General features: G+C 64.5%; 25 protein-coding genes. 10 read left to right on the top strand and 15 right to left on the bottom strand.

Annotation, left to right across the window (positions count from 1 at the left end):
* Nucleotides 1–12: 12 nt before the first annotated feature.
* Entirely contained in the window at nucleotides 13–288 is a 276-nt protein-coding gene (locus tag LDB05_RS07390) for a PadR family transcriptional regulator (RefSeq protein ID WP_226007278.1), read from the bottom strand.
* A gap of 232 nt (nucleotides 289–520) precedes the next feature.
* Nucleotides 521–853 (bottom strand): winged helix-turn-helix domain-containing protein, encoded by a 333-nt coding sequence (locus LDB05_RS07385; protein WP_226007277.1) that lies wholly within the window; start codon nucleotides 851–853, stop codon nucleotides 521–523.
* Nucleotides 854–1,448: 595 nt separating this feature from the next.
* On the opposite strand from LDB05_RS07385, the gene LDB05_RS07380 reads away from it, so the two are divergent.
* Both LDB05_RS07380 and LDB05_RS07375 read left to right on the top strand, forming a co-directional pair.
* Complete coding sequence (locus LDB05_RS07380) at nucleotides 1,449–1,610, top strand: DUF7563 family protein (protein ID WP_007109247.1); 162 nt, start codon at nucleotides 1,449–1,451, stop codon at nucleotides 1,608–1,610.
* Between the two features lie 350 nt (nucleotides 1,611–1,960).
* Nucleotides 1,961–2,464: a DUF7344 domain-containing protein gene (locus LDB05_RS07375; protein WP_226007276.1), complete on the top strand. Its 504-nt coding sequence runs from the start codon at nucleotides 1,961–1,963 to the stop codon at nucleotides 2,462–2,464.
* A 192-nt stretch (nucleotides 2,465–2,656) separates the two neighbouring features.
* Here LDB05_RS07375 and LDB05_RS07370 read toward each other — a convergent pair whose 3' ends face one another.
* The 3 genes from LDB05_RS07370 to LDB05_RS07360 form a co-directional block, all read right to left on the bottom strand.
* Nucleotides 2,657–4,396, bottom strand: a complete 1,740-nt coding sequence (locus LDB05_RS07370) for a DUF7282 domain-containing protein (protein ID WP_226007275.1) — start codon at nucleotides 4,394–4,396, stop codon at nucleotides 2,657–2,659.
* 218 nt (nucleotides 4,397–4,614) lie between these two features.
* On the bottom strand, nucleotides 4,615–5,115 hold the full coding sequence (locus LDB05_RS07365; RefSeq protein ID WP_226007274.1) for a helix-turn-helix transcriptional regulator: 501 nt from the start codon (nucleotides 5,113–5,115) through the stop codon (nucleotides 4,615–4,617).
* Nucleotides 5,116–5,569: 454 nt separating this feature from the next.
* Nucleotides 5,570–6,559 (bottom strand): NAD-dependent epimerase/dehydratase family protein, encoded by a 990-nt coding sequence (locus LDB05_RS07360; protein ID WP_226007273.1) that lies wholly within the window; start codon nucleotides 6,557–6,559, stop codon nucleotides 5,570–5,572.
* Nucleotides 6,560–6,771: 212 nt separating this feature from the next.
* Here LDB05_RS07360 and LDB05_RS07355 point away from each other — a divergent pair, with 212 nt between their 5' ends.
* From LDB05_RS07355 to LDB05_RS07325, 7 genes are all read left to right on the top strand, one after another.
* Nucleotides 6,772–6,951: a hypothetical protein gene (locus tag LDB05_RS07355; protein WP_226007272.1), complete on the top strand. Its 180-nt coding sequence runs from the start codon at nucleotides 6,772–6,774 to the stop codon at nucleotides 6,949–6,951.
* Nucleotides 6,952–7,310: 359 nt separating this feature from the next.
* Complete coding sequence (locus LDB05_RS07350) at nucleotides 7,311–7,478, top strand: hypothetical protein (protein WP_226007271.1); 168 nt, start codon at nucleotides 7,311–7,313, stop codon at nucleotides 7,476–7,478.
* Nucleotides 7,479–7,700: 222 nt separating this feature from the next.
* Nucleotides 7,701–7,949, top strand: coding sequence for a hypothetical protein (locus LDB05_RS07345; protein ID WP_226007270.1), 249 nt, complete (start codon nucleotides 7,701–7,703; stop codon nucleotides 7,947–7,949).
* Nucleotides 7,950–8,038: 89 nt separating this feature from the next.
* The gene (gene allB / locus LDB05_RS07340) at nucleotides 8,039–9,406 is read left to right on the top strand and encodes an allantoinase AllB (RefSeq protein ID WP_226007269.1); all 1,368 of its coding nucleotides are present in this window, start codon (nucleotides 8,039–8,041) and stop codon (nucleotides 9,404–9,406) included.
* Nucleotides 9,407–9,594: 188 nt separating this feature from the next.
* Entirely contained in the window at nucleotides 9,595–9,831 is a 237-nt protein-coding gene (locus LDB05_RS07335; protein WP_226007268.1) for a hypothetical protein, read from the top strand.
* Between the two features lie 109 nt (nucleotides 9,832–9,940).
* Nucleotides 9,941–10,699 (top strand): ABC transporter ATP-binding protein, encoded by a 759-nt coding sequence (locus LDB05_RS07330; protein ID WP_226007267.1) that lies wholly within the window; start codon nucleotides 9,941–9,943, stop codon nucleotides 10,697–10,699.
* Between the two features lie 2 nt (nucleotides 10,700–10,701).
* A complete protein-coding gene (locus LDB05_RS07325) occupies nucleotides 10,702–12,309 on the top strand; it encodes a hypothetical protein (protein ID WP_226007266.1) in 1,608 nt (535 codons plus the stop codon).
* Between the two features lie 47 nt (nucleotides 12,310–12,356).
* On the opposite strand, the gene LDB05_RS07320 is transcribed toward LDB05_RS07325, so the two are convergent.
* The 3 genes from LDB05_RS07320 to LDB05_RS07310 form a co-directional block, all read right to left on the bottom strand.
* Nucleotides 12,357–13,427, bottom strand: a complete 1,071-nt coding sequence (locus LDB05_RS07320) for a quinone-dependent dihydroorotate dehydrogenase (protein ID WP_226007265.1) — start codon at nucleotides 13,425–13,427, stop codon at nucleotides 12,357–12,359.
* 74 nt (nucleotides 13,428–13,501) lie between these two features.
* Nucleotides 13,502–14,860: an MmgE/PrpD family protein gene (locus LDB05_RS07315; RefSeq protein ID WP_226007264.1), complete on the bottom strand. Its 1,359-nt coding sequence runs from the start codon at nucleotides 14,858–14,860 to the stop codon at nucleotides 13,502–13,504.
* 77 nt (nucleotides 14,861–14,937) lie between these two features.
* Nucleotides 14,938–16,125, bottom strand: a complete 1,188-nt coding sequence (locus LDB05_RS07310; protein ID WP_226007263.1) for a thiolase family protein — start codon at nucleotides 16,123–16,125, stop codon at nucleotides 14,938–14,940.
* Between the two features lie 112 nt (nucleotides 16,126–16,237).
* Between LDB05_RS07310 and LDB05_RS07305 the strand changes: the two genes are divergently transcribed.
* On the top strand, nucleotides 16,238–17,443 hold the full coding sequence (locus tag LDB05_RS07305; RefSeq protein ID WP_226007262.1) for a mechanosensitive ion channel family protein: 1,206 nt from the start codon (nucleotides 16,238–16,240) through the stop codon (nucleotides 17,441–17,443).
* Between the two features lie 25 nt (nucleotides 17,444–17,468).
* On the opposite strand, the gene LDB05_RS07300 is transcribed toward LDB05_RS07305, so the two are convergent.
* From LDB05_RS07300 to LDB05_RS07270, 7 genes are all read right to left on the bottom strand, one after another.
* Entirely contained in the window at nucleotides 17,469–18,647 is a 1,179-nt protein-coding gene (locus LDB05_RS07300) for a CaiB/BaiF CoA transferase family protein (RefSeq protein WP_343232910.1), read from the bottom strand.
* Nucleotides 18,648–18,687: 40 nt separating this feature from the next.
* Entirely contained in the window at nucleotides 18,688–19,269 is a 582-nt protein-coding gene (locus LDB05_RS07295; RefSeq protein WP_226007260.1) for a MaoC family dehydratase, read from the bottom strand.
* A gap of 34 nt (nucleotides 19,270–19,303) precedes the next feature.
* Nucleotides 19,304–20,509, bottom strand: a complete 1,206-nt coding sequence (locus LDB05_RS07290; RefSeq protein ID WP_226007259.1) for an acyl-CoA dehydrogenase family protein — start codon at nucleotides 20,507–20,509, stop codon at nucleotides 19,304–19,306.
* 75 nt (nucleotides 20,510–20,584) lie between these two features.
* Nucleotides 20,585–22,267: a class I adenylate-forming enzyme family protein gene (locus LDB05_RS07285; RefSeq protein WP_226007258.1), complete on the bottom strand. Its 1,683-nt coding sequence runs from the start codon at nucleotides 22,265–22,267 to the stop codon at nucleotides 20,585–20,587.
* 67 nt (nucleotides 22,268–22,334) lie between these two features.
* Nucleotides 22,335–22,667, bottom strand: a complete 333-nt coding sequence (locus LDB05_RS07280) for a (2Fe-2S) ferredoxin domain-containing protein (protein ID WP_226007257.1) — start codon at nucleotides 22,665–22,667, stop codon at nucleotides 22,335–22,337.
* Nucleotides 22,664–23,449 (bottom strand): CbtA family protein, encoded by a 786-nt coding sequence (locus LDB05_RS07275; RefSeq protein WP_226007256.1) that lies wholly within the window; start codon nucleotides 23,447–23,449, stop codon nucleotides 22,664–22,666. The genes LDB05_RS07280 and LDB05_RS07275 overlap by 4 nt, the downstream gene beginning before the upstream one ends.
* Nucleotides 23,449–23,634, bottom strand: coding sequence for a CbtB domain-containing protein (locus tag LDB05_RS07270; protein ID WP_226007255.1), 186 nt, complete (start codon nucleotides 23,632–23,634; stop codon nucleotides 23,449–23,451). The genes LDB05_RS07275 and LDB05_RS07270 overlap by 1 nt, the downstream gene beginning before the upstream one ends.
* Nucleotides 23,635–23,651: the final 17 nt, after the last annotated feature.

The following is a 23,651-nucleotide window of genomic DNA, read 5'->3' as shown; positions in this document are numbered from 1 at the left end:
GCGTTCGCAGCGCTAAAATTCGACGTACTGTGCCTCCCACTCCCGTCGCTCTTCGATCTGCTGTCGACCGGATTCGGTGATCGCGTAGTAGTTCGTTCGCCTATCGAGCTGGCCCTTTTCGACCAACTCCTTGTTGACGAGCGTGTCCAGGTTCGGATACAGCCGTCCGTGATTGATCTCCGAACTGTAGTACTTCTCGACCTCGTCTTTGACAGTCTGTCCCGACGGCCGATCGGCACCTGCGATCACGTACAACAGGTCGCGCTGGAAGCCGGTCAGATCGTGCATTGCTCAATCACACTGACCGTTCCACTGAGTGGATATTTGTTATCCGTATCATACAGCCGCTTTCTCCCACGTTTATACGATTTTACTCGATCGAAAGCGGCTATTCTTCTAGCAGTCTCCCGAATCGAAACGAACTGTCGTCGACGTGCTCGAGTCGGTCATCATCCGGTGCACCCGAGTCGGTTTCACACCGACCGGAAACAACTCTTGATTCGAACACGTTCGGACGGGATCACTCCTCGCCGTCCGAAACCGCAACGTCGATCCCATCCGCGGCGATCCGAACCTGGAGGAGGTCGACAGTCGCCTCGTAGGCCGTCGTGTGTGAGCCGTCGTCGTCGAACCGCACACACTCCGCCAGGAGATCGCTCTCGAGGAGGTTGTTGATTCGTCGGTAGACCGTCGCCGACGAACTATCCGTTCGTTCGGTCAGTTCCTTCGCCGTCTTCGGGCCGTCGCTCGTCGCGACGAGGATCGTTCGAGCGCAGTCGTCCCCGAGGACGTCGAGCTGGGCCGATGGATTGGCAGTCGATTCCGATCGCGTGTTGCTCGCGTGCGTTGACATTGGCCTGGTCATTCGTTCTGGGCGGACAGGGTCCGTTCGCTCTTCGGAAGAGGCGGCGATTCGAGAGAGTCGGTAGTCGGGCCACCACTGTCGGAGGCACCACCAGTATGTTCCGGCACGGAAATCGGTAAGCGATAGTGGTATTTTATAACGATGTACCTTACACCGTGTCGCCATTTCGTTCCGCGAGGTAAGATCGTATTTCGACTCGGAAACTACATGTTTCGGCGAAACGGCGGGTCGATCAATATTCGGTTTGAGCGCCGAATGCGGCCCAACACGACTTAACTCGGCTTGAGGTCTCTCGGCGACTCGTGACTCGATCTGCAGTTTAGAACTCCCTCACGTCCGTTATCGGTCGGAAAGACCCTGTTTCCCGGTTCTCACCCCCGCTTCCCCGGTGAACGTTCTCCGTCCTTTATTCGGGTTTGCTCCCCTCGATACCATGATGCTCGGACCGGTACCGCTGCGGATCGCGATATCCCGATGGGGTCGAGTCCGTCTCAGTGAGGCGACGACCCCGCCAGCGAGGTCGAGAGACTCGTCCGAGTACACCCCACAAACCATGAACTCCACACAACACGACTGGAAGCCCATGGAATCGTCGACAGCCGGCGCCCGATGTCGAAACTGCGGAACGCACGTGACACAGCAGTTCGCTCGCGTCTTCGGTGACAACGGCGATATCGTCCACGGCTGTCCGTCCTGTACGACCTATCGGGAGATGCAATCCGGTGGTCACCTTCCCGGCGACTGAGTTCGATTCCCTTTTGTCGCCCGCGTCTCCGACGCCGATCCCCGAGTACTGCCCAGACTGATCCGACGACGCGATCGAACGGATCCTGACGCCGGCTCTCGTCCTCTATTCGTCTTCACGCTCGTTCCGACGGCGTCCAGTCAGCACACTGTCCCGTACGCGAGCGATGGTCCGAGGGAGAGACGATCGTACCATCTGCTTACCACCGCTCACAGATCCGTCGCTTTCGTCCGGGGGACCAAACGACACCGTACTCTGCAAAAGTTAAAGTTAGTGGTGCGTGAAGTGGGGAGATATGCCCACTGGTGGTGGATTGTCAGCCGAGTGCCGCTTCCCCTTCTCTCCAATCGATGTCAGTTCAAACGGACAGAACTGACCCGCTCGAAGAGAGCGAGGTGTTTCACATCCTCGGCAACGATAGACGGCGGGCTATCGTACAGCTGCTCGCTTCGGAGGGCGGACAGATCGACGTCTCCGACGTGGCGAGTGAGATCGCCGCGACCGAATCCGATACCACGCCCGTTCCGAACAACCTCTACAAGAGCGTCTACGTCTCCCTCCAGCAGACCCATCTCCCCCAACTCGAGGAAGACGCCGTCATCGAGTACGATTCCGACTCGAAGACGATTCAATCCGGGCAGCATTTCGAGGAGGTCTTCCAGTACGTCGACGGCCACACCGACGATCACTCGCGAGTCCTGCAAGTCCATCTCGGGCTTTGCATTCTCGGTCTCGCCATCATCGCACTTGCCGGGCTCGAGGTCCCGCTCCTTTCGAGTATCGATCCGGTTCTCTCGAGCGTGCTCGTGTTTCTCGCCGTCGCAGCGAGCAGTCTGTACCGACTGCTCGAATAGACGAGGCCGGCACAGCCCGTCGGCTCGCCCAGCTGTCTTCCGAACTGCTGGCGTGGTCGACGGCCGTCGATCTCGAGTCCGGCCGGTCACGATCCGTCCGTCGTTCGACTGGACCAGCTACAGGCTGGTCAGTCAGCAGTGTGTTCGCTTCGACGGCGAGAAAAAACGTGTTGCCTCTGGATTGCTCCTCGGTTAGGCCGCGATGAATCCGAGCGCGGATTCGGTGTCCGTGTCAGTGGTTTCGTTGAGACCGTCGTCGGTCTCTTCCGTCAGCTCCAGGGTTGCGAGCTCACCGGCTTCGTCGGTCAGCACCATGTGGGTGTAGGTGCCAGCCGCGAGGTTGCTCGTATCGACCTCGAACTCGATCTCGGTGCTCGCACCGCTTTCGAGGGTCACGTCTTCCTGGGCGAGGAGGTCACCCTCGAGACGGAACTGGACGGCCTCCGTCCGTTCCTCGTCGGTCGGGTTCTCGATGTCCGCCGTGACGGTGATGTCCTCACCGACAGTAGCGCTTTCGGGAGCCTCGAGATTGCTGACGGTGAAGGATTCAGCCGTCACCTCCTCGGTCGGTTCGTCAGTGACGTTGTCGTCTGTTTCGTTGTCCTCGAACGGATCGTCAGTGACGTTGTCGTCTGTTTCGTTGTCCTCGAACGGATCGTCAGTGACGTTGTCGTCGGTTTCGTTGTCCTCGAACGGATCGTCAGTGACGTTGTCGTCGGTTTCGTTGTCCTCGAACGGGTCTTCCTCGACCGGCATTTCGTCCTCGGTTACGTTGTCGAGTTCGTCCGAGATGTTGTCGGATGTCACGTTTTCGCCAACGACGAGAACGTACACGGTGGCGTTCTCAACAGTCAGATCTTCGACAGTTAGCTCTTCGACGGTGACGAAGACGGGCTGTTGCTCACCATCGACGGGGAGCTCGTCTATCGGTTCTTCGGTGACGTTGTCATCATCGGTTGGCTCTTCCTCGAATGGATCTTCTTCGACCGGTTCGTCAGTGACGTTGTCGTCGGTTTCGTTGTCGTCGACCGGTTCGTCAGTGACGTCGTCCTCGGTTTCGTCGTCATCGACCGGCTCTTCCTCGACCGGTTCTTCTTCGACCGGTTCATCAGTGACGTCGTCGGTTTCGTTGTCGTCGACCGGTTCGTCAGTGACGTCGTCGGTTTCGTTGTCGTCGACCGGTTCGTCAGTGACGTCGTCGGTTTCATTGTCGTCGACCGGCTCTTCCTCGACAGGTTCGTCGGTGACGTTATCCTCAGTTTCGTTGTCGTCGACCGGCTCTTCCTCAACCGGTTCTTCGTCGGCCATCCCATCGACGGTGACTACCGCGTCGTCGGTCACCGGTTCATCGTCGGGAGTGAGGAACGGGCCATCGGCCGCACCCTCGGTTTCGACGAAGTCGTACGTCTCGTTGTCATTCGTGTCGCGATGCGGCATCGCGATCAGGGTCTCGTCTTCCTCGAGCGGTTCGTCGAGCGTGATTTCGACGTTCTCGTGCGTTCCCGCCTCGAGGTATGCCGACGTCCCGATGACGCTCTCAAAGACGTTCCCCACGAGGAGACTGCTATTGTGGATCGTCACGAAGCCGGGGCTCGCGAGCGAGACGTTCTCGACGACGACCGTATCGCCCTCGGTCGTCTGATCGTTGAACGTCACGTACGCGCCCTGTTGGGCGTCCGTTTCGTTCTCTCCGTCGTCGGGCTCTATCGGTGTCGCGTTGTCTTCCTGGAGCCCGGTCGCTGTGTCCGTCTCTTCTTGTTCGGTATCCGTTTCGTCTGTCGAATCCGCGTCCGCCGAGTCGTACTCGTCCTCGCTGCTGTCGGTGCTCTGGTCGACGCCACTGCCGGACGCTCCGGCTATGGCCATCGCCCCGCCCGAGCAAACGACCAGCAGCGCGACTAGTACGACGAGTAACTGTTTGCGTGCGTTCATAGTTGCCGTGAAGGCATCCATCATGTCGGGGTTTCGGCGGATAAACAGGCAGAACCATTACGCTAAGAAACCGAATACTACGGCACAGCAGTGGGTGTTCAGTGGCGGACTCGATGGTAGAAAACAACGATTGCTGATAGGAACGATCGGCTGACCGTATTCCGTCTCGCTCGAGGTGGATCAAGCCGCCAGGGAACCGGCGGAGCTACTCGGCAGTGCTAGTCGTCGTTGGCCTGTTCGGGCGATTTCGAGGCCGTCGGTTCGTGGCCCGGTAAACAGACCAGGTTTTCCCGCCCGAGCCGAAGCTTGGTGATCTGGCCGTCCTCCTCGAGGTCGGCGAGCAGTCGGCTTACTTTCGCTTTGGACCAGTCCACGGAATCGACGATGTTCGATTGCTTCATTCGCCCGCCGTTTTCCCTGAGAAGTCGGCGCACCCGCTCCCGATCGGTCACGAACTCCTCGCGTTCGGACTCCGTCCCGTTCCGGTGCGAGTCCGGTCGCTCGTATCGGTTACGTGCGACGAGTACGCCACCGAGTACTGCGAGCGCGACGATGCCCGCGAGAGCCGCGAGGTGTGCGTTTCCGGCCAGTTGCAGCGGTCGGGTGGACTCGGGAAGAACGCCTGCCCACGAGCTCGTGGTAACTGTCGACGCGGCCACACCAGTAATCGACGACCTGTGCCCGGCGAGTAGCGTGAAACCGTGTCGTCGGTTGCTCATGGCTGGGGAAGGGTTGTCGTCGCGTAATTCATGTCCTATACCCTCGTGACCGCTCTACAAATTGTTTTTTATAACACATATTCTGATACCGTTCCATCTGTATATCACGGTCACTGTGGTTTCGGTGCGCGCGACCGACTATCACGAGTCCGGCGAGTGGCCGGCGGTCGGTGATGGGGAGCGTGGGCGCTCCCGCGCACGGTCGTCCTGCTGGAACACTCGCCAGTCATGGTATAGGCGGTCTTTGATCGACCGACTGAATAAACACGACTGGACGTTCGGACGGTTAGCGCGGATTCCCTCCGGATTCAGTCAGTAATACCCTGTTGGTGCGACACTCTTTCGATCGGACACGAGCGAAAAACGGGCTCGTCGAGGCCGTCGGAGCCGGGTTCGAACGTCGTCCCATTCAATCCGATGGGAGAATCGAGAGCAGGAGTGAACGGAAGTCGAGTCAGCTATACGAGCTTCCCTCCCGATTCGGTCCGAGCGATACCCCGGCGTCGGCACCGGTTCCGCCGTTCCGTCCGTCGCCGATCAGCGACCGGATTCCGGACTCGAGCCCGACGCGAGCCTCGAATCCGAGCTCGCGGGCCGTTTTGGACGTGTCGGCACCGCTGTGTCTGATGTCGCCGGAACGAGGGGCGCGGTGGACGATCGACGAGGACGACCCGGTCGCGTCGCGGACCGTCTCGGCGAGGTCCAGAATCGACGTTCGATCGCCCGTGCCGATGTTGAACGCCTCGCCGACCGCATCGGTCGTCGCCGCGTGCAGGTTCGCCCGGATTACGTCGCTGACGTGGACGAAATCGCGACTCTGGCGGCCGTCGCCCTCGACGGTGATCGGGTCCCCCGCCCGCGCCTGCTCGAGGAACGTCGATATGACGCCGCTGTAGGGTCCCTGCTGGCGCGGGCCGTAGACGTTGAAGTATCGCAACGCGACGGTCTCGAGCCCGTATAACTCCTCGTAGAGTCGAGTGTACTGGTCCAGCGCGAGTTTCTGGACGCCGTACGGCGAGGTCGGATTGGTCCGCGCCGTCTCCGGTACCGGGAGCTCGTCGGGATGGCCGTAGACGGCCGCGCTCGAGGCGACGACGACCCGGGCGTCTTCCCGGCGGGCTTGCTCGAGGACTAGTAGGCTCGCATCGAGGTTCGTCCGATTGCTCTGCCGGGGCTCGTCGACGCTCTGGGAGACGCTGACGAGCGCGGCGTGGTGGAAGATCAGGTCGACGCCGCGGGCCGCTTTCTGCAGGGCGATCGGATCGCGAACGTCGCCGTCGATTACTGTCACGTCCTCCGGGAGGTGTGCTCGGTCGCCGGTCGAAAAGTCGTCGAGCACTCTGACCTCGTTGTGGGGACAGAGGGCGTCGACGAGGTGGCTCCCGATGAAGCCCCCGCCCCCGGTCACGAGGATCGTCCTGTCGCGGATCGCTGGCGAGTCCATCGTTCCGACTCGATCAGGCGCTCGCTGTTTAGTATCGCGCTCGTACCGCCGCGTAGCCGGTGTCTACTCGACCGATAGGCGGTGCCTACGGCGTCGATCGTGGCTATCGGACGACCAGCGCGGGACACTGCCGTGTCGTGACGGCGACCGACATATCATTCGAAAATCCGATTCGAAGTACACTTTTGAGCGTAGCCCCGCATCGTTCACGTATGCTCCGGAACGTCCTTTCGCGGCTCCGCGAGTGGATCGCCGTCGACGACCCCGAGGACCGGATCGAGGGATCCGGCGAGGCGATCGTCTCACCCCAGCACAGGCGATCCGCCGAGGCCGAACGGGAACTCGAGCGGCTCGGCGAACTGAGCGACGACCACGATTTCAAAAACCGGTAGCGGTTCGACCAGTCTCGAGCGCTCCGTTCTGCGGTGGGTGATCGAGTGTCTCGTTGCCCGTTTCGTTTGATTGTCGCCGCTTGGCCCTCTCGATCTCGCGCTGGTTTCGGACAATTAGCAGTAGATATGAGTTACAACAGGTCAACGATTAGAACGGAAGTCGGTCTCCGTCGGGGACGGTCCGCAAACGTCCCGGGTGTGCACACCACCCGAGACTTGGCTTCCAAAGCACGCGGCTTCGGATGCCATGATTACGTTCATTCTACCGGGATATAAACGTCTCGCACGCCAGCGGAATCGCCTGACGCGACCAGCCTCGAGTCCGGTTTCGGGGTCTCCACGGATGTGGAGTGATCGCCGTGTCTAGCGAGCCCGAGGGAGACGACGGATCCGCAGCGTTCCCCGACTGTTCGCGCTGTGGGGATCCGGTCCTGTTCGCCGTCGTCACCGGTCCGACTACCGGGACCGTCGAGCCCTGTGGCTGCTCCGTGCCGCCGGACCTGTTCGCGGAGTTGCGGGAGGAGTAGGAGAGGGCTCGGACTCGAGCCCTCGGCGGTCACCCGGTCGGTCGACACGGCCAGTCGAGATCATCACACACCACTTGCCGTCGACATCACTCGTCGGCCGGCTGGGTCGGAATCGAGGGCTCGAGTGCGTCGTCGGTCCGGTCTCGGCTTGGCTATCTCGTCTGGAACACTTCTAAACGAGATCCGACATCAGTATATATTCGGATGTATGGTGTGTAATAAATGCCTGGGATAGCCCTCCTCAGTGTCACCGCGCTCATTCCTCAACTCTGTGTCGGATTCGGCGTGTATCAGTTTCTCGCCGAGAAAGGGCGAGTCGCTGCGGCGATCACTGGCGGTGCCGCGGTCGGATTCGGTTTCGTTTCCCTGTTTGCAGTGGGTCTGTTTTTGACGCTCGCGTTCGATCTCGTGATCCTGGCACTCGCCGCGCTCGTCGGCGGGAAGCTCGAGCGACGGCCGACTCCGAGTTAGCGCCGGGACACTCCGAAGTCGATTCGTCGACCGAGGTCCGCGACCCGTTTGGGGAAGCTATATGCGCCGCCCTCGGCAAGTCCTCGCCAATGAGCGTCGATCTCGTCGTGCGCAACTGTACCGTCGTCACGCCCGCGGGTCGCTCGCCCGATTCGGGCGTCGCCGTCGAGGACGGAACCATCGTCGCCGTCGGCCGGAGCGACCGGCTTCCCGACGCGGATCGCGTCCTCGACGCCGAGGGGAACGTCCTCGTGCCGGGTATCGTCGACTGCCACATCCACAACCGCGAACCCGGCCTCGAGTACAAGGAAGACTGGGAGTCCGCGACGCGGGCGGCGGCCGCCGGCGGCGTGACGACCGTCGTCGGGATGCCGAACACGGACCCGGTCATCGATCGGCCCGAACACCTCGAGCTCAAGTTCGAGCGCGGCGAGGCCTCGGCCCACGTCGACTTCCAGAGCTATGCCGTCGTTACGTCGGAGAACCTCGATCTCATTCCCGAGATCGCCGAGACCGGCCCGCTCGGATTCAAGATCTTCCTCGGCTCGACGGTCGGCGACGTCCCCCCGCCGAACGACGGCGAGATCCTCGAGGCGATGGAGAAGATCCGAGAGACGGGCAAGCGACTCGGCTTCCACGAGGAGAACGGCGAGATCATCGACCACTACACGGAGCGGTTTCAGGCGGCGGGGCGAAACGAGCCGATCGATCACTCCCACTCGCGGCCCGTGATCGCCGAACAGGAAGCGGTCGAGCGGATGATCACCTTCGCCGAGGAGACGGGCGCGAAGATCCACATGTTCCATGTCTCGTCGGGTTCGGCCGCTGAAGCCGTCGCCCGCGGAAAGTCTCGCGGGATCGATGTCACCGCCGAGACGACGCCTCATTACCTCTGGTTCACCGAGGACGTCATGCGCGAGAAGGGCAACGTCGCCCGCGTCCAGCCGCCGATCCGAAACGCCGACGAACGCGAGCGACTCTGGGACGTGGGTATCGACGACGGCGCGATCGACTGCATCGCCACCGATCACGCACCCCACACGCCCGAGGAAAAGATGGTCGACGACCCCTTCGGGAACACCTGGGACGCGATCTCGGGCTTCGTCGGGCTCGAGACCGAAGTCCCGGCCATGCTCACCTTCGTCGATCAGGGTCGGTTCACGCTCGAGGAGTGGGTCCGCCGCCACTCGACGTGCCCGGCGCAGGTCTGGGGGATGTACCCGCAGAAGGGGTCGCTGCAGGTCGGTACCGACGCCGATTTCACCGTCGTGGATCCCGACCGCGAGTGGACGCTCGAGGACCGGACGGACCTGCACTCGAAGAACTGCGTGACGCCGTTCGAGGGCGAGTCCTTTACCGGGAAAGCGGTCGCGACGGTCGTCCGCGGTGCGATCGTCGCCGAAGACGGAGCAGTCGTCGGCGACTCGGGACACGGAACGCGCGTGGACGTCGACTGAACACCGCTTCCCCACGGAATCGGATACGCCGAGAATCTGTTTATCACACCATTGGGGCGTTTGTTTTCGAATTTCGCCCACCAAGGAGACTCGTCGACGGGTCGTTCCGCGTGACGATTCTCAGGATCTGAAAGTAGCGGCCGATTTATATTCACTCCCGATACTTCCAAATTCGATGACGACTGAACATGACCGAAGCAGACCACGCGGCCGACGCGAGCGACGAGTCGGACGGCGCGGACAAGACGGAACAGCTCAGATCGGTGTACCTCTCCGTGACCGGGGGTGAGGCGGAGCCGATGGTCGAATCGCAGTGGGATGACTCCAGTACCCGGGAAATCCTCGAGGAACGAACCGACGAAGTCGTCGGCCCCGCGGAACACCACGGACTCGACGACGCGATCGACGATCCCGAGGTGGGTTGATCGGAGCGTCGGCGACACTATCGTCGCTTCGACGTCTCTGTTTTGCGATTGAGGTTCGATTCGATACTAAAAAGTTGCGCAGAAAACAAGTGTGTCAGGAGAGACTTCGATGTCCGCCACTCAATTCGCGATCGAGGCGACCGGTTTGCGGAAGCGATTCGGCGACACGGTCGCCGTCGATAGCATCGACTTCGCCGTCGAGCGCGGCACAGTTTACGGCTTTCTCGGCCCGAACGGGGCGGGAAAGACGACCACGATGCGGATGCTGACGACGCTCACTCGCCCGTCCGCCGGAGAGGCGCGAATTCTCGGTACCTCCGTCGGCGACCGCGACGCCGTCCGGGACGCGATCGGCTACCTCCCCGAGGAGCCGCCGGTCTTCGACGAGTTGACCGGGTACGAACAGCTCGAGTACTTCGCGCGGCTCCGTGATATCCCCGCGTCGACGGCGGAACGACGGATCGACGCGTGGCTCGAGCGCTTCGATCTGGCCGGCGATGCCGGGAAACGGATCGAGGAGTACTCGAAGGGGATGCGCCAGAAGGTCGGACTCGTTCAGGCGCTGTTGCACGAACCCGACGTGCTCTTCCTCGACGAGCCGACGAGCGGCCTCGACCCCCGAGCCGCACGAACTGTCATCGACGCCATCGCGGAGATGGCATCGGAGGGCCACACGATCTTCCTCTCGACGCACATCCTTCCCGTCGTCGAGGAGCTCGCGGATACCGTCGGCGTCCTCTCGGATGGGCGAATCGTCGCCGAGGGGGCTCCCGAGACCCTGACTCGGCAGGTCGAAAGCGAGTCCGACTCGACGCTCGAGGACGTGTTCCTCGCGGTCACGACCGACCACGGTGCGACGGTGCAGTGACGATGCTCGCACGAGACCACGTCGTCACGATCGCTCGCCTCGAACTCAGCCGCCGCTGGCGGGTAGTGACCGGAAACCCGGTTCAGGTGATCGCGCTCGCGATTGCGGCGCTGTTCCTCGTTCCGGTCGGACTCGGCGGGATCGTCGGGACCTACCTGTTCGGTGCGGGAATCGCGTCCGGGGACATCGAGACGCCGCTGGCGCTGGTTCGGCCCGGGTTCGTCTACGCGTGGCTATTCGTCGCCGGCTTCGGCGGGTATCGAGCGTACGCGACGGCGCTCCGTCCGGATCGACTGGACGGCTATCTGACAACCGTCTCCCACCGCGAACTGCTGGCCGGGTTCATATTCGCGGAGCTCGTCCTGTGGGGCGTCCCGACCGTCCTGCTCGCCATCGCTGGCTCGCTCCTGTTCGCCGCGGGAACCGGCTCGGTGCTGTCGGTACCCGTCCTCTTTCTCACCGTCTGCATTACGCTGGCGACGGCGATCACGACTGGATTCCTCGTCTCACTGGTCGTCAGAAGCGCCGGCGTTCGCTCGAGACTGCTGACGCGACTCCGGTCGGTGCTGGTCGGGGTGCTCGCTGTCGGCTACTTCGGTGTTCTCTTCACGCAGTCGTTCGCGTCCGTGCTCGAGCCGGTGTATCGCCTCCTCGCCCCGACGCCGATCGGCTGGTACGCAGACCTCGCGCTCGTCGGGTCGGTGCCTTCGGGGTCGATCGGTCGAAGCGTCGGAGCGGTGCTGGCGAGTGTCGCGTTCCTGCTCGCCAGCGCCGCCGTGCTCCCGCGACTCGCGGCCGGGGTCTGGTACGCTGACGGCGTTCACATCGAGCACGAAGTCGAGCCCGCGTCCTCGTCCGCGGCGGGTCGACTGTCGGGCATCCTTCCACAGCCGGTAGTGGGTGTTGTGGCGACGGATTGGAAACGGGCACGGCGGGCTCCGATCACGCTCACGTTCGCGGTCTACCCGCTCTTTCTGTTATTCTCCCCGATTATGCACGCTGTCCAGACCGGAACGATCGGCCAGGGGCTCCCGATCTGGATCGTCTGCTTCGGTCCCTGGATCGCCGGCGCACTGTTCGCACTCAACGTCGTGGGGAACGAAGGGGCCGCGCTCCCGGCGACGCTCCTGAGCGACGCTCCCGGCCGCGCGCTCGTCGCCGGACACGCCGTGGCCAGTGTCCTCCTCGTGGTGCCGGTGACCCTCGTAGCGGTCGTCGGACTCGGGATAGCGAGCCCCCACTCGATGGGGGCAGTCCTCACCCTCGCCGTGAGCGCCCTCGTGCTCGCCGTCGCTGCGGCCCCGATCGCCACCGGAATCGGCGCGCTATTCCCCCGCTTCGAGGCGGTCAGCGTCTCCCGGAGCACCGAAGCGATCGTCCCGAGCAAGCTGGCGTTTACCGGCTTCTCGCTGGTCGTCTTCCTCGTCGCGATCCCGACGCTCGCCGCCCACAGTTCGATCGTTGGCCACGCGATCGCGTCGGCGATCGGCCCATCTCAGGCGGTCGTCCGCATCGTCGGAACGGTCGCGTCGTGTGCCCTCTCAGTGACCGTCGGGTCGTTCTCCGCAGCCTACGCCGTCCGCTCCGTCGAGCGGTTCCACTTCGATTGATCGGACCACTCAGGCACAGTATACCGCGAAATTCGACGGCGGGCGGATCACTCGAGGTCCGCACCGACCGCGTCCTCGACCGACGAAAAGCCGTCGCGCTCGAGCAGCGTCGAGAGTCCCCGGTTGATCCGCTTCGCGGTCGACGGCCCCTCGTAGACGAACCCGGTGTAGAGCTGGACGAGCGAGGCACCGGCTCGGATCTTTTCGTAGGCGCTTTCGGCCGAATCGACGCCGCCGACGCCGATAATCGGGAGCTCGCCGTCGGTGTACTCCGCGAGGGTGCGGATCACGTCCGTCGACCGATTCTCGAGCGGCTTGCCGCTGAGGCCGCCCCACTCGTCCTGACGGGGCGACTCGAGTCCCTCCCGACTCGTCGACGTGTTCGTCGCGACGATGCCGTCGAGACCGAACTCCTGGACGATGTCGACGAGATCGAAGACGGAATCGTCGGGGGAGTCGGGACCGATCTTCACGAGAATCGGCACATTTCGGTCGTTTTCGGCCTCGAGCGTCTCGAAGATCGCCCGGAGATGCTCGGGCGAGCCCTCGTCGAACTCGTCGGGCGTGTTCGGACAGGAGACGTTCACGACGACGTAGTCGGCGAACGGCGAGAGCCGGTCGAAGACGCGCCGGTAGTCCTCGATCGCCTCGCGCTCGGTCGAGGCGTTCATTTTCCCGACGTTGACGCCGAGCGGGATGTTCGGAGTACCGTCGTCCTCGAGTCGGGACTTGACCCGTTCCATCCCCTGGCCGTTGAATCCCATCCGGTTGACCATCGCCTCGTCCTCGCGGAGGCGGAAGAGTCTGGGTCGATCGTTCCCCTCCTGTGGATAGGGCGTGACGGTTCCGATTTCGACGAAACCGAAGCCCAGCGCCTCGAGGGCGTGGGTCACTTCTGCGTTCTTGTCGAAGCCGGCGGCGACGCCGACCGGGTTCGGAAACGTGGCGCCGAACAGGTCGACCTCGAGGGCCGGATCGTCGTACTGATACGCATACGAGAGCGCCGTCCGCATCGGCCGGGTCGACTGGGCCGCCCGGAGCGTCAGTTTGCCGAGATCGTGTGCCGTCTCGGCCGGGAGTGTGAACGCGAGGGGGCGCACCCGCGAATACAGCGTCATTGCCGGTACGTGGGGAGGGCTCACAGGTAAACGTCTCGAAGCCCGCGAACCCGACGGTCCCGCGGGCCGGCGGCTCAGAGCAACTCTAGAACGTCACCGACGTCCGTCACCGACCGGAGGTCGTCCAGCGCCGCCAGCGCGTCGTCGGTGGCGACCGACCCCGGTGCCTGCGCGGCGCACATTCGGAACTTCGCGCGGAGTTCGTCGTCTGAGAGCGGGTCGTCGTGGGTCCCGGGCGGCCGCTCTCGCATGCGCTCGTACTCCTCGCCGGCCCGGGTCGTCACCGCGACGCGGGCGGCGTTCGAGTCGTAGGGAAGCGCCTCGTCGACGGTCACCGAGACTCGTTCGCGAACGGTCTGGACGTCAGGGTCGTCGATCCGATCCTCGTCGAACGCGGACAGATCGACCCGCCTGCGGGCGATCGCACTCCCGATCAGGTACGGCATCGAGAACTTCGCCTCGAGCCCCGTCTCGGGGTCGTCGTGAGCGAGCGCGTCGGCCGCTCCCTGCGAGGCCGTCACGGCGACGTCGTCGATCTCCGCGACCGAGAGGTCGTGTTCGTCCGCGAGTTCGATCGCGGCGTAGATCGCGGCGTGGGTGTAGTAGCAACACGGATACTTCTTGACGTCGATGCCGTCTTCGAGTATCGCCCACCGCGAGCCGAGTTCCGGGAGTCGCTCGAGGGCGGGTTCGCCGTCGCCGCAGTAGAGATCGAAGAAGCCGCGGTCGCCGTCGATCGCCATCGAGTCGGCGGTCGCGCCGTCGGCGGCGAGCAGGGTTGCGGTCGTCCCGGAGCGGGCGGCCTGTCCCGCGTGGATCGGCTTGGTCGTCGTCCCGAAGTTGCGCTTGAGGCCGGCCGGCATCGAGGCGGCGATCGAGAGCGCGTTTTCCGTCCGCTCCGCGGACAACTCGAGCACCTTCGCGACGGCCGCGGCGGCCCCGAAGAGGCCGATCGTCGAGGTGGCGTGCCACCCGGCCTCGTAGTGGCCGGGACTGATCGGTCTCGAGAGGAAGTTCTGCGCCTCGAATCCGGCGACGTAGGCGGTCAGCAGCTCCCGACCGGTTGCGGCCTCTCGGTCGCCGATCGCGAGCAGCGGGGCGACCATCGGGACGCTCGGATGACCGTCCATCGCCGCCAGGGCGACGTCGTCGAAGTCCAGCGCGTGGCCCGCCGTCGCGTTCGCGAAGACGGCGTCCGACAGGGGGAGTCGGTCGTCTCGGCCGAGGACCGTCGTCGCGCCGCTTTCGGTGCCGACCGCACCGGCTGCTATCTCCCCGGCGTCGGCACCCGCGCCCGCGATCGTCACGCCGACGGTGTCGAGGATCGCACGCTCCGCCAGTCGATGCGCTTCGTCCGGCACGTCGTCGTCGGCGAGCGACGCCACGAACGTCGCGAGCTCACCAGCGACTCCGGCCGCGTCTGCGTCTCTCATATCCGTTCGTCTCTCAGGGAGCGGTATAATCGTGCTCCCCACGTTTCGACGGTCTGATCGGTTCGGAGACGCGCCGATCAGTACTCCTCGAGCAACGCCATGATCGCGCCGCCGCCACCGACGCTCATCCCGACGAGGCCGCGGGTCACGTCGGGATCGTCTCGCAACTGGTAGCTGAGGCTCGCGGCGAGCATCCCGCCGGAGGCGCCGATCGGGTGGCCGAACGCGACAGCGCCGCCGCAGGGGTTCATTTTCTCGCGCGGAATCCCGATGCGGTCCATGACGTACACCGATTGGGCCGCGAACGCTTCGTTGATCCAGAAGGCGTCGACGTCCGCGACCGCGAGTTCGTTGCGCTCGAGCAGCCCCTCGACGACGTCGCCGACGGCTTCGTTGAACTCGTCGGGATTCCGATAGACGAGGTCGTAGTCGACCAGGGTCGCCAGCGGCTCGAGGTCGCGCTCGGCGGCCGCGTCGCCGTCCGCGAGCAGGACGACGCCCGCACCGTCGCTGAGCTTCGAGGCGTTCCCCGCCGTGATCGTTCCGTCCTCGCGGAACGACGCCGGCAACTCGGCCAGATCCGACAGCGTCGATTTCGGTCGCGGACCCTGATCTCGGTCGACGGTTGCGCCGTCGATCCCAACCGGAACGATTTCGTCGTCGAACGCGCCCGATTCGATCGCCTCGGCGGCCAGCCGATGGCTCTCGAGCGCGTACTCGTCCTGCGCTTCCCGAGAAACGTTTTCGCGGTCGACCAGTCGCTCGGTGATCTCGCCCATGTGGACGTCGAGATTGACGTCCCAGAGCGAATCGAGGAGCATCGAGTCCTTGAGTTCGACGTCGCCGTACCGACGCCCCGTTCGGTAATCCGGGAGGATCCACGGCGCGTTCGACATGGACTCGAAACCGCCGGCGACCGCCAGCTCCGCACGGCCGGCCCTGATGCGATCTGCGGCGAGCGCGATCGCACGTAGCCCCGATCCCGATGCTTCGTTCACGGTCGTCGCTTCGGTTTCGTTGGGCAGCCCCGACTCGACGACGACCTGTCGGCCCGGGACCTGACCGATGCCGGCCTGAATGGCGTTACCGAGGCCGACCCAGTCGACGTCACCCGGCGCGACGTCGACGCGCTCGAGCAGGCCGTCGAGGGCCGTTCGACCCAATTCGACCGCCTGGACGCTCGCCAGCGAGCCGAGCAGAGTTCCATGGGTCGTTCGAGCACCATCGACGAGGACGATTTCCCCGTTCGGTTCGGTCGGTGACATAGGTTCCACCACGGCGAGGAGGGAAATTAAAGGCCCCTCCGCGTTTCACTTTTCGAGACTGTCCGGGCGGCCGGCACCTTCTTTACCGGGACGGGGAGACTCGTGTACGAACGTGGCCCGAGTCACCGAGACGGTACAGACGTCCCTCGAAACGATCGCCACCCCCGAAGCACGGCTGGCGGTCAGCGTCGGCGTGGCCGTCCTCGCCGTCCTCATCGGGTTCGTGGTTACGCCCATCGCCGTTCGACGGACCGTGGCCGTCGCCCGTGGGCTGATCGAGGACCACGATGTCGAGGGCCGACTCGAGGCGGTCGACGAGCTGCTCGACGTTCCGTTTCCGGCCCGTGCGGTCATTCGGACCCTTCAGTCGATCGTTCTGAGCGGGACGGCCCTCGTCTTACTGGTCATCTGGGGGCACGTCTGGCTCGCGGCGTTCGCGCTGTCGCTGATCACTGCCGCGATTCCGACCTTCCTGCGAATACTCGTCACCGTGGGACTCCTGGTCGGCGCGGTTGCCGGCACCAGATACCTCGAGCAGCGCCTCGACGCGTGGCTCGCCGACGCGAACTACGTGACCGCACACCAGGAGGGCGTCGTCTTTCGGGTGATGCAGGTCTGCATCCTGATTGCCGTCGGGTTGGCCTCCCTCTCGCTGTGGAACGTCGACCTCGGCGGCCTGCTCGTCGGCGCGGGGTTTCTGGGAATCGTCCTCGGGCTGGCGGCGCGACAGACGCTCGGCTCGCTGATCGCCGGATTCGTCCTGATGTTTTCCCAGCCGTTCGAGATCGGCGATTGGGTTCAGATCGAGGAGCACGAGGGGATCGTCATGGACATCACGATCATCAACACGCGTCTGCGGAGTTTCGACGGCGAGACCGTGGTCCTTCCCAACGACCGCGTCTCGAGCAGCACGATCATCAATCGCACCAAGCGCAAGCGGTTGCGACTCCAACAGGAGGTGGGAGTCGACTACGACACCGACCTCGAGCGCGCGGAAGCCGTCGCCCTCGAGGCGATCGAGGCCGTCGAACAGGTGGCCCCGGCCCCGAAACCGGAGGTGATCCCGACCGGCTTCGGCGACTCCGCGGTCACACTCGAGTGTCGGTTCTGGATCCAGCCGCCGAACGTGCGCAGGAAGTGGCAGGCCAAGCGGGCGGTCGTCCACGCGGTCAAGACGGCCTACGACCGGGAGGGGATCGCGATCCCCTACCCGCAGCGACAACTCAGCGATCGGCCGGCCGCCGGGACGAGTCAAAATCAGGGCGCGAGCGCGGATGGTCAGGACGACGAAGAACTGTCTTTTTCAGAGGAGGAATGACTGCCGACCGAACGCACTCGTCGACTCAGATCGCGTTCGACTCGCGCAGCGCCTCGATTTCCTCGCTCGAGTACCCCAGTGCTTCGAGCACGTCGTCGGTGTGTTCGCCGAGGTCGGGCATCGGTTCGGCGGCGAACTCGAGGGAATCGGAGTCGATCGGCGTGTCGACGTACGGCACCGGGCCGTCCTCGGTCTCGAGCTCCTTCACGAGATCGAGGTGGTCCGTCTGGGGATGGTCGAGCACCTCGTCGAGTCGGTTGACGTCGCCCCACGGAATGCCCGCTTCGGCGAGCCGCTCGGCCCAGTAGTCGCGCGGGCGCTCCGCGATGAGCGACTCGAGCATCGGCTCGAGCGTCTCGCGGTTTTCGACGCGCTTCTCGTTGGTCTCGAAACGTTCGTCCTCGAGCAGGTCGGGTCGCTCGAGGACGGCGTCGCAGAGCAGTTCCCAGTGGGCCTCGCTGAGGATCGCGAAGTTGACGTACTGGTCGTCGGCCGTCTCGTGGGGTCCGTACGGAGTCAACAGGTGGTGGCGCATCCCGATGCGCTCTGGTATCTCGTCGGCGTGCCAGTACTTCTGCGGGAAGTAGCCGAGCCAGGAGAGCATCCCGCCGAACATGGTGACGTCGAGGTTCTGGCCCTCTCCGGTCCGTTCGCGGTGAAAGAGCGCGAGCAGCGCCGAAATAGTGCCGTAGGTCGCGGCGTTGATGTCGCAGACGCTCAGCGGGATCTTCGCCGGTGCGTCCGGCGAGCCGTTCATGAGGATGAGGCCGGTCTCGCCCTGCATGACCATGTCGTATGCCTTCCGGTCGCTGTAGGGGCCCGTTCGCCCGTATCCCGAGATGTTCAGGTAGATGATGTCGTCGTTGACCGCCGCGATATCCTCGTAGCCGACGCCGAGTCGTTCGACCACGCCCGGCGAATAGTTCTGGACGACCACGTCCGCTTCTTTCGCCAATTCGTGGAATACCTCGAGGCCCTCGTCGGTCTTCAAGTTCAGTTCGACGCTCAACTTGTTACGATCGACCCAGACGTGAGCCGAGGAATCGCCGTACACGACCGAATCCCAGTGGCGGTTGACGTCGCCCACGCCCGGCCGCTCGACCTTGATCACTTCCGCGCCGAAGTCGCCCAGCATCCGGGTGCAAAGCGGCGCGCTGATCCCGCTCTCGAGGCTGAGGACCGTGATGTCGTCGAGTGCCATCACGGGTAGCTGTCCCCCGTTCGATCGACGGCGAGCGTCATCGCTACAGGTCCTCCGGCTGCGTGCCGATCCCCTCGAGCCAGCCCGGCGGTTTCGCCGCCGAGGGCTGGGCGTGCTCGCGTTTCAGCACCATCGGCGTCCGCTCGAGGCTCAGGACGAGATCGCCGTCCTGGTTGTACGCCCGAAGCTCGGTCTCGACGATGCCGACGTGATCCCGGGACTCGAGTTCCCGCTTGGAGAGCACTTCGCTCTCGGCGAAGATGGTGTCGCCGTGGAAGACCGGAGCGTGGTGGCGGATGTCGTCGTAGCCGAGGTTCGCGGTGGCGTTGACCGAGACGTCGATGACGCTCATCCCGACGGCCAGGGCGATGACGAAGGTGCCGTCGACGAGGCGCTCGCCGAACTCCGTCTCCTCGGCGTAGGCCTCGTTGAAGTGCATCGGGTTGAGGTTCATCGTCACGTTCGTCATCCAGACGTTGTCCGTCTCCGTGACGGTGCGGCCGAAGGGATGCTTGTAGATGTCGCCGACCTCGAAGTCCTCGTAGTAGCGGCCGTGCCAGCCGTCGACGAGCCGTTTGTCGTGCGATTCCGTCGTGTCGTCGGGTTCGGTAGTGTCGTCCGTCATGGCTGTGAGTCGCGGATCGGTGACCGTATCGTCGTCAGTACGAGCGGGGCAGTCCGAGGACGTTCTCGCCGATGTAGTTCAGGGCGAGTTCCTGCGTGATCGGTACCAGCCGGGTCAGTCTGGCCTCGCGGAAGTAGCGCTCGACGTCGTACTCCGTCGCGACCCCGAAACCGCCGTGGGTCTGGACGGCCGCGTCGGCCGCCTCGTAGGCCGCGTCCGCCGCGAGGAACTTCGCCGCGTTCGCGTACGCGCCGAGGTCGACGTCCTCGTCCGACGCGGCCCGCTCGGCCGCGTTGTACGTCAACTGCTTTGCCGCCTGCAGCCGCGCGTAGGCCTCCGCCAGCGGGTGCTGGATCGCCTGATTCGAGCCGATAGGGCTGTCGAAGACCACTCGGTCGTTCGCGTACTCGACCGCCCGCTTGAGCGCCAGCCGTCCCAGCCCGATGCACTCGGCGGCGATGACGAGTCGCTCCTCGTTGAGGCCGTCCAGCACCTGATAGAACCCCTCGCCCTCGACGCCGATCAGGTTCTCCGCGGGCACCCGAAGGTCGTCGAACCAGAGCTCGAACGAGTGGACGAAGTCGCTGGCCGACTTGGGGATCGCTTCCATCTCGAGTGCGCCCTGCTTGTGGGCGTCCTCGAGATCGACGAGGAACATCGAGATGCCGCGCGTGCGCTTGTCGACGTCCTCGAGCGGGGTCGTCCGCGCGACGAGGACGATGTAATCGGAGACGTCGACGCGAGACGTCCAGATCTTCTGGCCGTTGACGACGTACTCGTCCCCGTCTCGCTCCGCGCGCGTCTCGATCGCCGTCGAGTTCGAGCCCGCGTTGGGCTCGGTGAGGCCGAACGCCTGGATCGATTTGTCGCCGGCCGCGACGTCGGGAAGCAGGTCACGCTTGATGTCGTCGCTCGCGTATTCGACGATCGGGACGGAGTTGTAGACGCCGCCGTGGACCGCCTGGGCGGCGCTGAACCCGCCGCCGTTCGCCGCGATCTCTTCCATCATGACGACCGTTTCCCGGGTTCCCATCCCCGCGCCGCCGTACTCCTCGGGAAGCAAGATTCCCATCCATCCGTGGTCTGCCAGCGCGTCGACGAATTCGTGGGGATACTCCCCCTCGTCGGCCCGCTGGCGCCAGTACTCGCGGTCGAAGTCCGAACAGACGTCGTGGACGCTCGAGCGGACGAGTCGTTGGCTCTCCGTCAACTCGACCGCGTCGCGCAGGAGTCGGGCCATCGGGTTATCCTCATCTAGTCGGGAGAAAAACGTTGCGTCGTCACCCGTCGATTTCCGGAACTGCGGACCCCTTCGCTACGGTTCGAATCGATCCCGGACTCGCTCTCGGAGCGCCGTCTTCTGGACCTTCTCCCCGTTCGGTCCCTCCGTCGTCGGGAACGCGTCGACGAACTCGACCGCCTCGGGAACTTTGTAATCCGCGACGCGCGGCTCGAGGAAGCGCTCGATCCCCTCGGCCGTCACGTCCCCGGCGTCGGAGACGACGAACGCGACCGGTACCTCGCCGTGGCGCGGATGCGGTGCGCCGACGACCTCGCACGATCGCACGCCGGGATGGTCCTCGATCGCGGTCTGGATCTCCCGCGGCGCGACCAGAAAGCCGCGAACCCGGAGCGCGTCGTCGAGCCGCGAGCGATAGTAGACGTACCCGTCGGCGTCGATCTCCGCGAGATCACCGGTGTAGAACCACCGTCCGGAAGACGAGTCTTCCGGCTCCCCGGTCGCTCCGCTCCCGGGGACGTCCTCGTCGAACGCCTCGGCGGTCGCCTCGGGCTTTCCGAGGTAGCCGTCCGCGAGGAGATACCCTCGAATCGCGAGTTCCCCTTCCTCACCAACTGGAAGTTCCTCGCGGGTCTCGGGATCGACGATTTTCGCGTCGATAGCCGGGTGGATCGGCGGCCCGCCGACCCGCTTTCGTCGCTCGGCCGGGTCCGACGGCTCGCCGACGAAGATCTGGCTGTTTGCCTCCGAGAGGCCGTAGGGCTGGACCACCGGGAAGCCGAACGTCGACTCGATCCGATCGAACAGGTCATCGTCGAACCCCTTGCTGATGAAGCCGACGACGCCCGTGTCGACGGTTTCGACTCGCGAGGGTTCGAAGACGTCGTGCTCGAGCATCCGTTCGAACATCACGCCGAGTCCCGTGAGGTAGGTGGCGTCGTGTGCGTCGACCAGCCGGATCGTCTCGCCGGGATCGAAGTAGGTCTGGGCGACGAGCGTTCCGCCCGTCGCGAGGACGCTGAAAAGCGTGTTGTACCCCCAGATGCCACAGAACGGGAGCGTCGCGACGCCGACGTCGGCTTCGGTTACGCCGAGGTACTCCGCGACGTGGGCGGAGTGGTTCAGTAGCGATCGACTCGACTGGAGACACCCCTTCGGATCGCTCGTGGTGCCGCTCGTGTAGAAGATCGCCGCCGGCGCGTCTGGGTCGGTCGCCGGCTCGAAGCCGTCTCGGTCCAGTGACCGCCCCGCCTCGAGCACGTCGTCGTAGCCGCGAAGCGCCGGCAGGTCCGGTGACGGCTCGAGACTCACGACCGCCTCGAGCCCCGGGACCGAGTCGGGATCGAACTCGTCGGGCGACTGTTCCTCGAGTTCGGGAACGGCCGTCCCGAGCATCTCGTGGTAGTCGCGATCGAGCAGCGCTCTTTCGGTGACGAGAACGCTCGCGCCCGAATCCGCGAGCATGTACTCGAGTTCGTGGGTCCGATAGCGCGTGTTGACCGCGACCATCGCTGCGCCCAGATACGAGGTCGCGAGCTGGCAAGCGATCCACTCGGGGCGGTTGCCGAGCCAGACCGCGACGACGTCGCCGTCCGAGACGCCGAGGTCGGCGAGGCCGCGGGCGAGCGCACGGCTCTCGTCCAGCAAGTCGCCGTAGCTCCACACCGTTTCGTCGGAGACGACGGCCCGGCTGTCGGGTCGGTCCCTCGCGATCGTCGCGATCCCCTCGTATATCGTCTCTTCCGGCCACGTGAGCATCTGTAACGGGTATGGTATCGAAGACCACAGGTAAAACCGTTGTGTGGCCCTCGACTCGGTCGCTGATTCAGTCCCCGTTGCCGATCCGTTCCGCGTTCGGGCCGAACTCGGACTCGAGTAACTCGGGAACGGTTTCGGGAGTTACGTCCGAGTACCAGGTGTTTCGCGGCTGAATCGAGATCGCGGTACCGCCCTCGCTGCACAGCCCGAGACACGAGGTTTCGCTGACGGAGACCGCCGTCCAGAACGCGTCGCGTTCTCGCAGCCAGTCTTTGACCGCCGTGACCGTCTCCTCGGCACCGACCGCACCGCAGCTCGCGTATTCCGAATCGCGGTCGTTGGTACAGACGAAGACGTGTGCGTCGAGGCGCTCGCGGTGTTCTTCGGTTCGATCCTTCATGGACTGGTCAGCAGATCTTCGCGTCGGTCGGTCGCCGACCGCACGCCGGCTCGAGCCTGGAGCCAGCCGAACGAGCCGGCGACGAGCGTCCAGAGTGCGGCCTGACTGAGCGCGGTCAGGCCGCGGAACGCGGTCACGAGGGCGGTCGGCGTCGAACCGGATTCGACGACCGTCGGCGCCGCAACTGCGGTGATCGCGACGAGCGAAACGATCGGGACTGCCGCTGTGACTACCCCGAGCAGGTCGCTTCTGGTCGAACCACGTCTGTACCCGTAGATCGACGCTGCGGCCGCGGCTGCGCCGACGACCATCATTCCCGCGTAGATCGCGCTCCGGACCGTGGGATCGAACGCCAGTTCGGCACCCGGCGTCGCCGGCGGAAGCACCAGCCACGGCGCGATCGAAACGGTGAGCAACCCTGCGCCGGCCAGCACGTAGGTCTTCAGCCGCCCGCGGCCGGGCAGCGCCGGCTCGAGGAAGTAGAACGCCAGTGCGAAGACGCCTCCGAGCAGGATCCCCCAGAGGACGCCGCTGCCGACGCTCACGACGGCGGTCGTCGCCTCACTGACCGCGTGAGCGTGTTCGGCGGCCTCGTGGGTGTGCTCACCGGCTCCGTGAGTGTGGGATCCGCTTTCGTGGGAGTGGTCGCCGTGTTCACCGCCCTCGGCGAGCCCCTCCATGTAGCCGATCAGCGGGTTCGCGACGATCGCCATATAGACGCCGTACGCGATTCCCGCGATCGCACCGGCGAGCACGCCCCGCTCGAGGTAGTCGACCAGCATCAGTGACAGATGACACCGGCCGCGTGCCGGAAGTTGTGCATCGAGTCGTGAGCTAGGGGGTCCTGGAGGAAGAGCAGCGCGAACGTCGCCGCCGCGACGAACGCGAAAACGGCCAGCAGCTGACCGGTCGATAGTTCGTCGCGTGCGGTCCCGATTCGATCGTGAACGGTTTCAGTCGTCGTCATGCAAATCAGCTTTCCCT

The sequence above is a fragment of the Natrinema salinisoli genome, assembly GCF_020405205.1.
GTDB lineage: Archaea > Halobacteriota > Halobacteria > Halobacteriales > Natrialbaceae > Natrinema > Natrinema salinisoli.
This window is presented reverse-complemented; position numbering and strand designations above follow the sequence as displayed.

Bases quoted from the DNA above. Each gene is read 5' to 3' on its own strand.
- LDB05_RS07360 (WP_226007273.1), bottom strand. From the start codon at position 6,559: ATGGACTCGCCAGCGATCCGCGACAGGACGATCCTCGTGACCGGGGGC.
- LDB05_RS07330 (WP_226007267.1), top strand. From the start codon at position 9,941: ATGTCCGCCACTCAATTCGCGATCGAGGCGACCGGTTTGCGGAAGCGA.
- allB (WP_226007269.1), top strand. From the start codon at position 8,039: ATGAGCGTCGATCTCGTCGTGCGCAACTGTACCGTCGTCACGCCCGCG.
- LDB05_RS07270 (WP_226007255.1), bottom strand. From the start codon at position 23,634: ATGACGACGACTGAAACCGTTCACGATCGAATCGGGACCGCACGCGAC.
- LDB05_RS07290 (WP_226007259.1), bottom strand. From the start codon at position 20,509: ATGGCCCGACTCCTGCGCGACGCGGTCGAGTTGACGGAGAGCCAACGA.
- LDB05_RS07320 (WP_226007265.1), bottom strand. From the start codon at position 13,427: ATGACGCTGTATTCGCGGGTGCGCCCCCTCGCGTTCACACTCCCGGCC.
- LDB05_RS07355 (WP_226007272.1), top strand. From the start codon at position 6,772: ATGCTCCGGAACGTCCTTTCGCGGCTCCGCGAGTGGATCGCCGTCGAC.
- LDB05_RS07325 (WP_226007266.1), top strand. From the start codon at position 10,702: ATGCTCGCACGAGACCACGTCGTCACGATCGCTCGCCTCGAACTCAGC.
- LDB05_RS07345 (WP_226007270.1), top strand. From the start codon at position 7,701: ATGCCTGGGATAGCCCTCCTCAGTGTCACCGCGCTCATTCCTCAACTC.
- LDB05_RS07375 (WP_226007276.1), top strand. From the start codon at position 1,961: ATGTCAGTTCAAACGGACAGAACTGACCCGCTCGAAGAGAGCGAGGTG.
- LDB05_RS07370 (WP_226007275.1), bottom strand. From the start codon at position 4,396: ATGAACGCACGCAAACAGTTACTCGTCGTACTAGTCGCGCTGCTGGTC.
- LDB05_RS07390 (WP_226007278.1), bottom strand. From the start codon at position 288: ATGCACGATCTGACCGGCTTCCAGCGCGACCTGTTGTACGTGATCGCA.
- LDB05_RS07365 (WP_226007274.1), bottom strand. From the start codon at position 5,115: ATGAGCAACCGACGACACGGTTTCACGCTACTCGCCGGGCACAGGTCG.
- LDB05_RS07380 (WP_007109247.1), top strand. From the start codon at position 1,449: ATGGAATCGTCGACAGCCGGCGCCCGATGTCGAAACTGCGGAACGCAC.
- LDB05_RS07310 (WP_226007263.1), bottom strand. From the start codon at position 16,125: ATGTCACCGACCGAACCGAACGGGGAAATCGTCCTCGTCGATGGTGCT.
- LDB05_RS07315 (WP_226007264.1), bottom strand. From the start codon at position 14,860: ATGAGAGACGCAGACGCGGCCGGAGTCGCTGGTGAGCTCGCGACGTTC.
- LDB05_RS07280 (WP_226007257.1), bottom strand. From the start codon at position 22,667: ATGAAGGATCGAACCGAAGAACACCGCGAGCGCCTCGACGCACACGTC.
- LDB05_RS07295 (WP_226007260.1), bottom strand. From the start codon at position 19,269: ATGACGGACGACACTACCGAACCCGACGACACGACGGAATCGCACGAC.
- LDB05_RS07275 (WP_226007256.1), bottom strand. From the start codon at position 23,449: ATGCTGGTCGACTACCTCGAGCGGGGCGTGCTCGCCGGTGCGATCGCG.
- LDB05_RS07385 (WP_226007277.1), bottom strand. From the start codon at position 853: ATGTCAACGCACGCGAGCAACACGCGATCGGAATCGACTGCCAATCCA.
- LDB05_RS07285 (WP_226007258.1), bottom strand. From the start codon at position 22,267: ATGCTCACGTGGCCGGAAGAGACGATATACGAGGGGATCGCGACGATC.
- LDB05_RS07335 (WP_226007268.1), top strand. From the start codon at position 9,595: ATGACCGAAGCAGACCACGCGGCCGACGCGAGCGACGAGTCGGACGGC.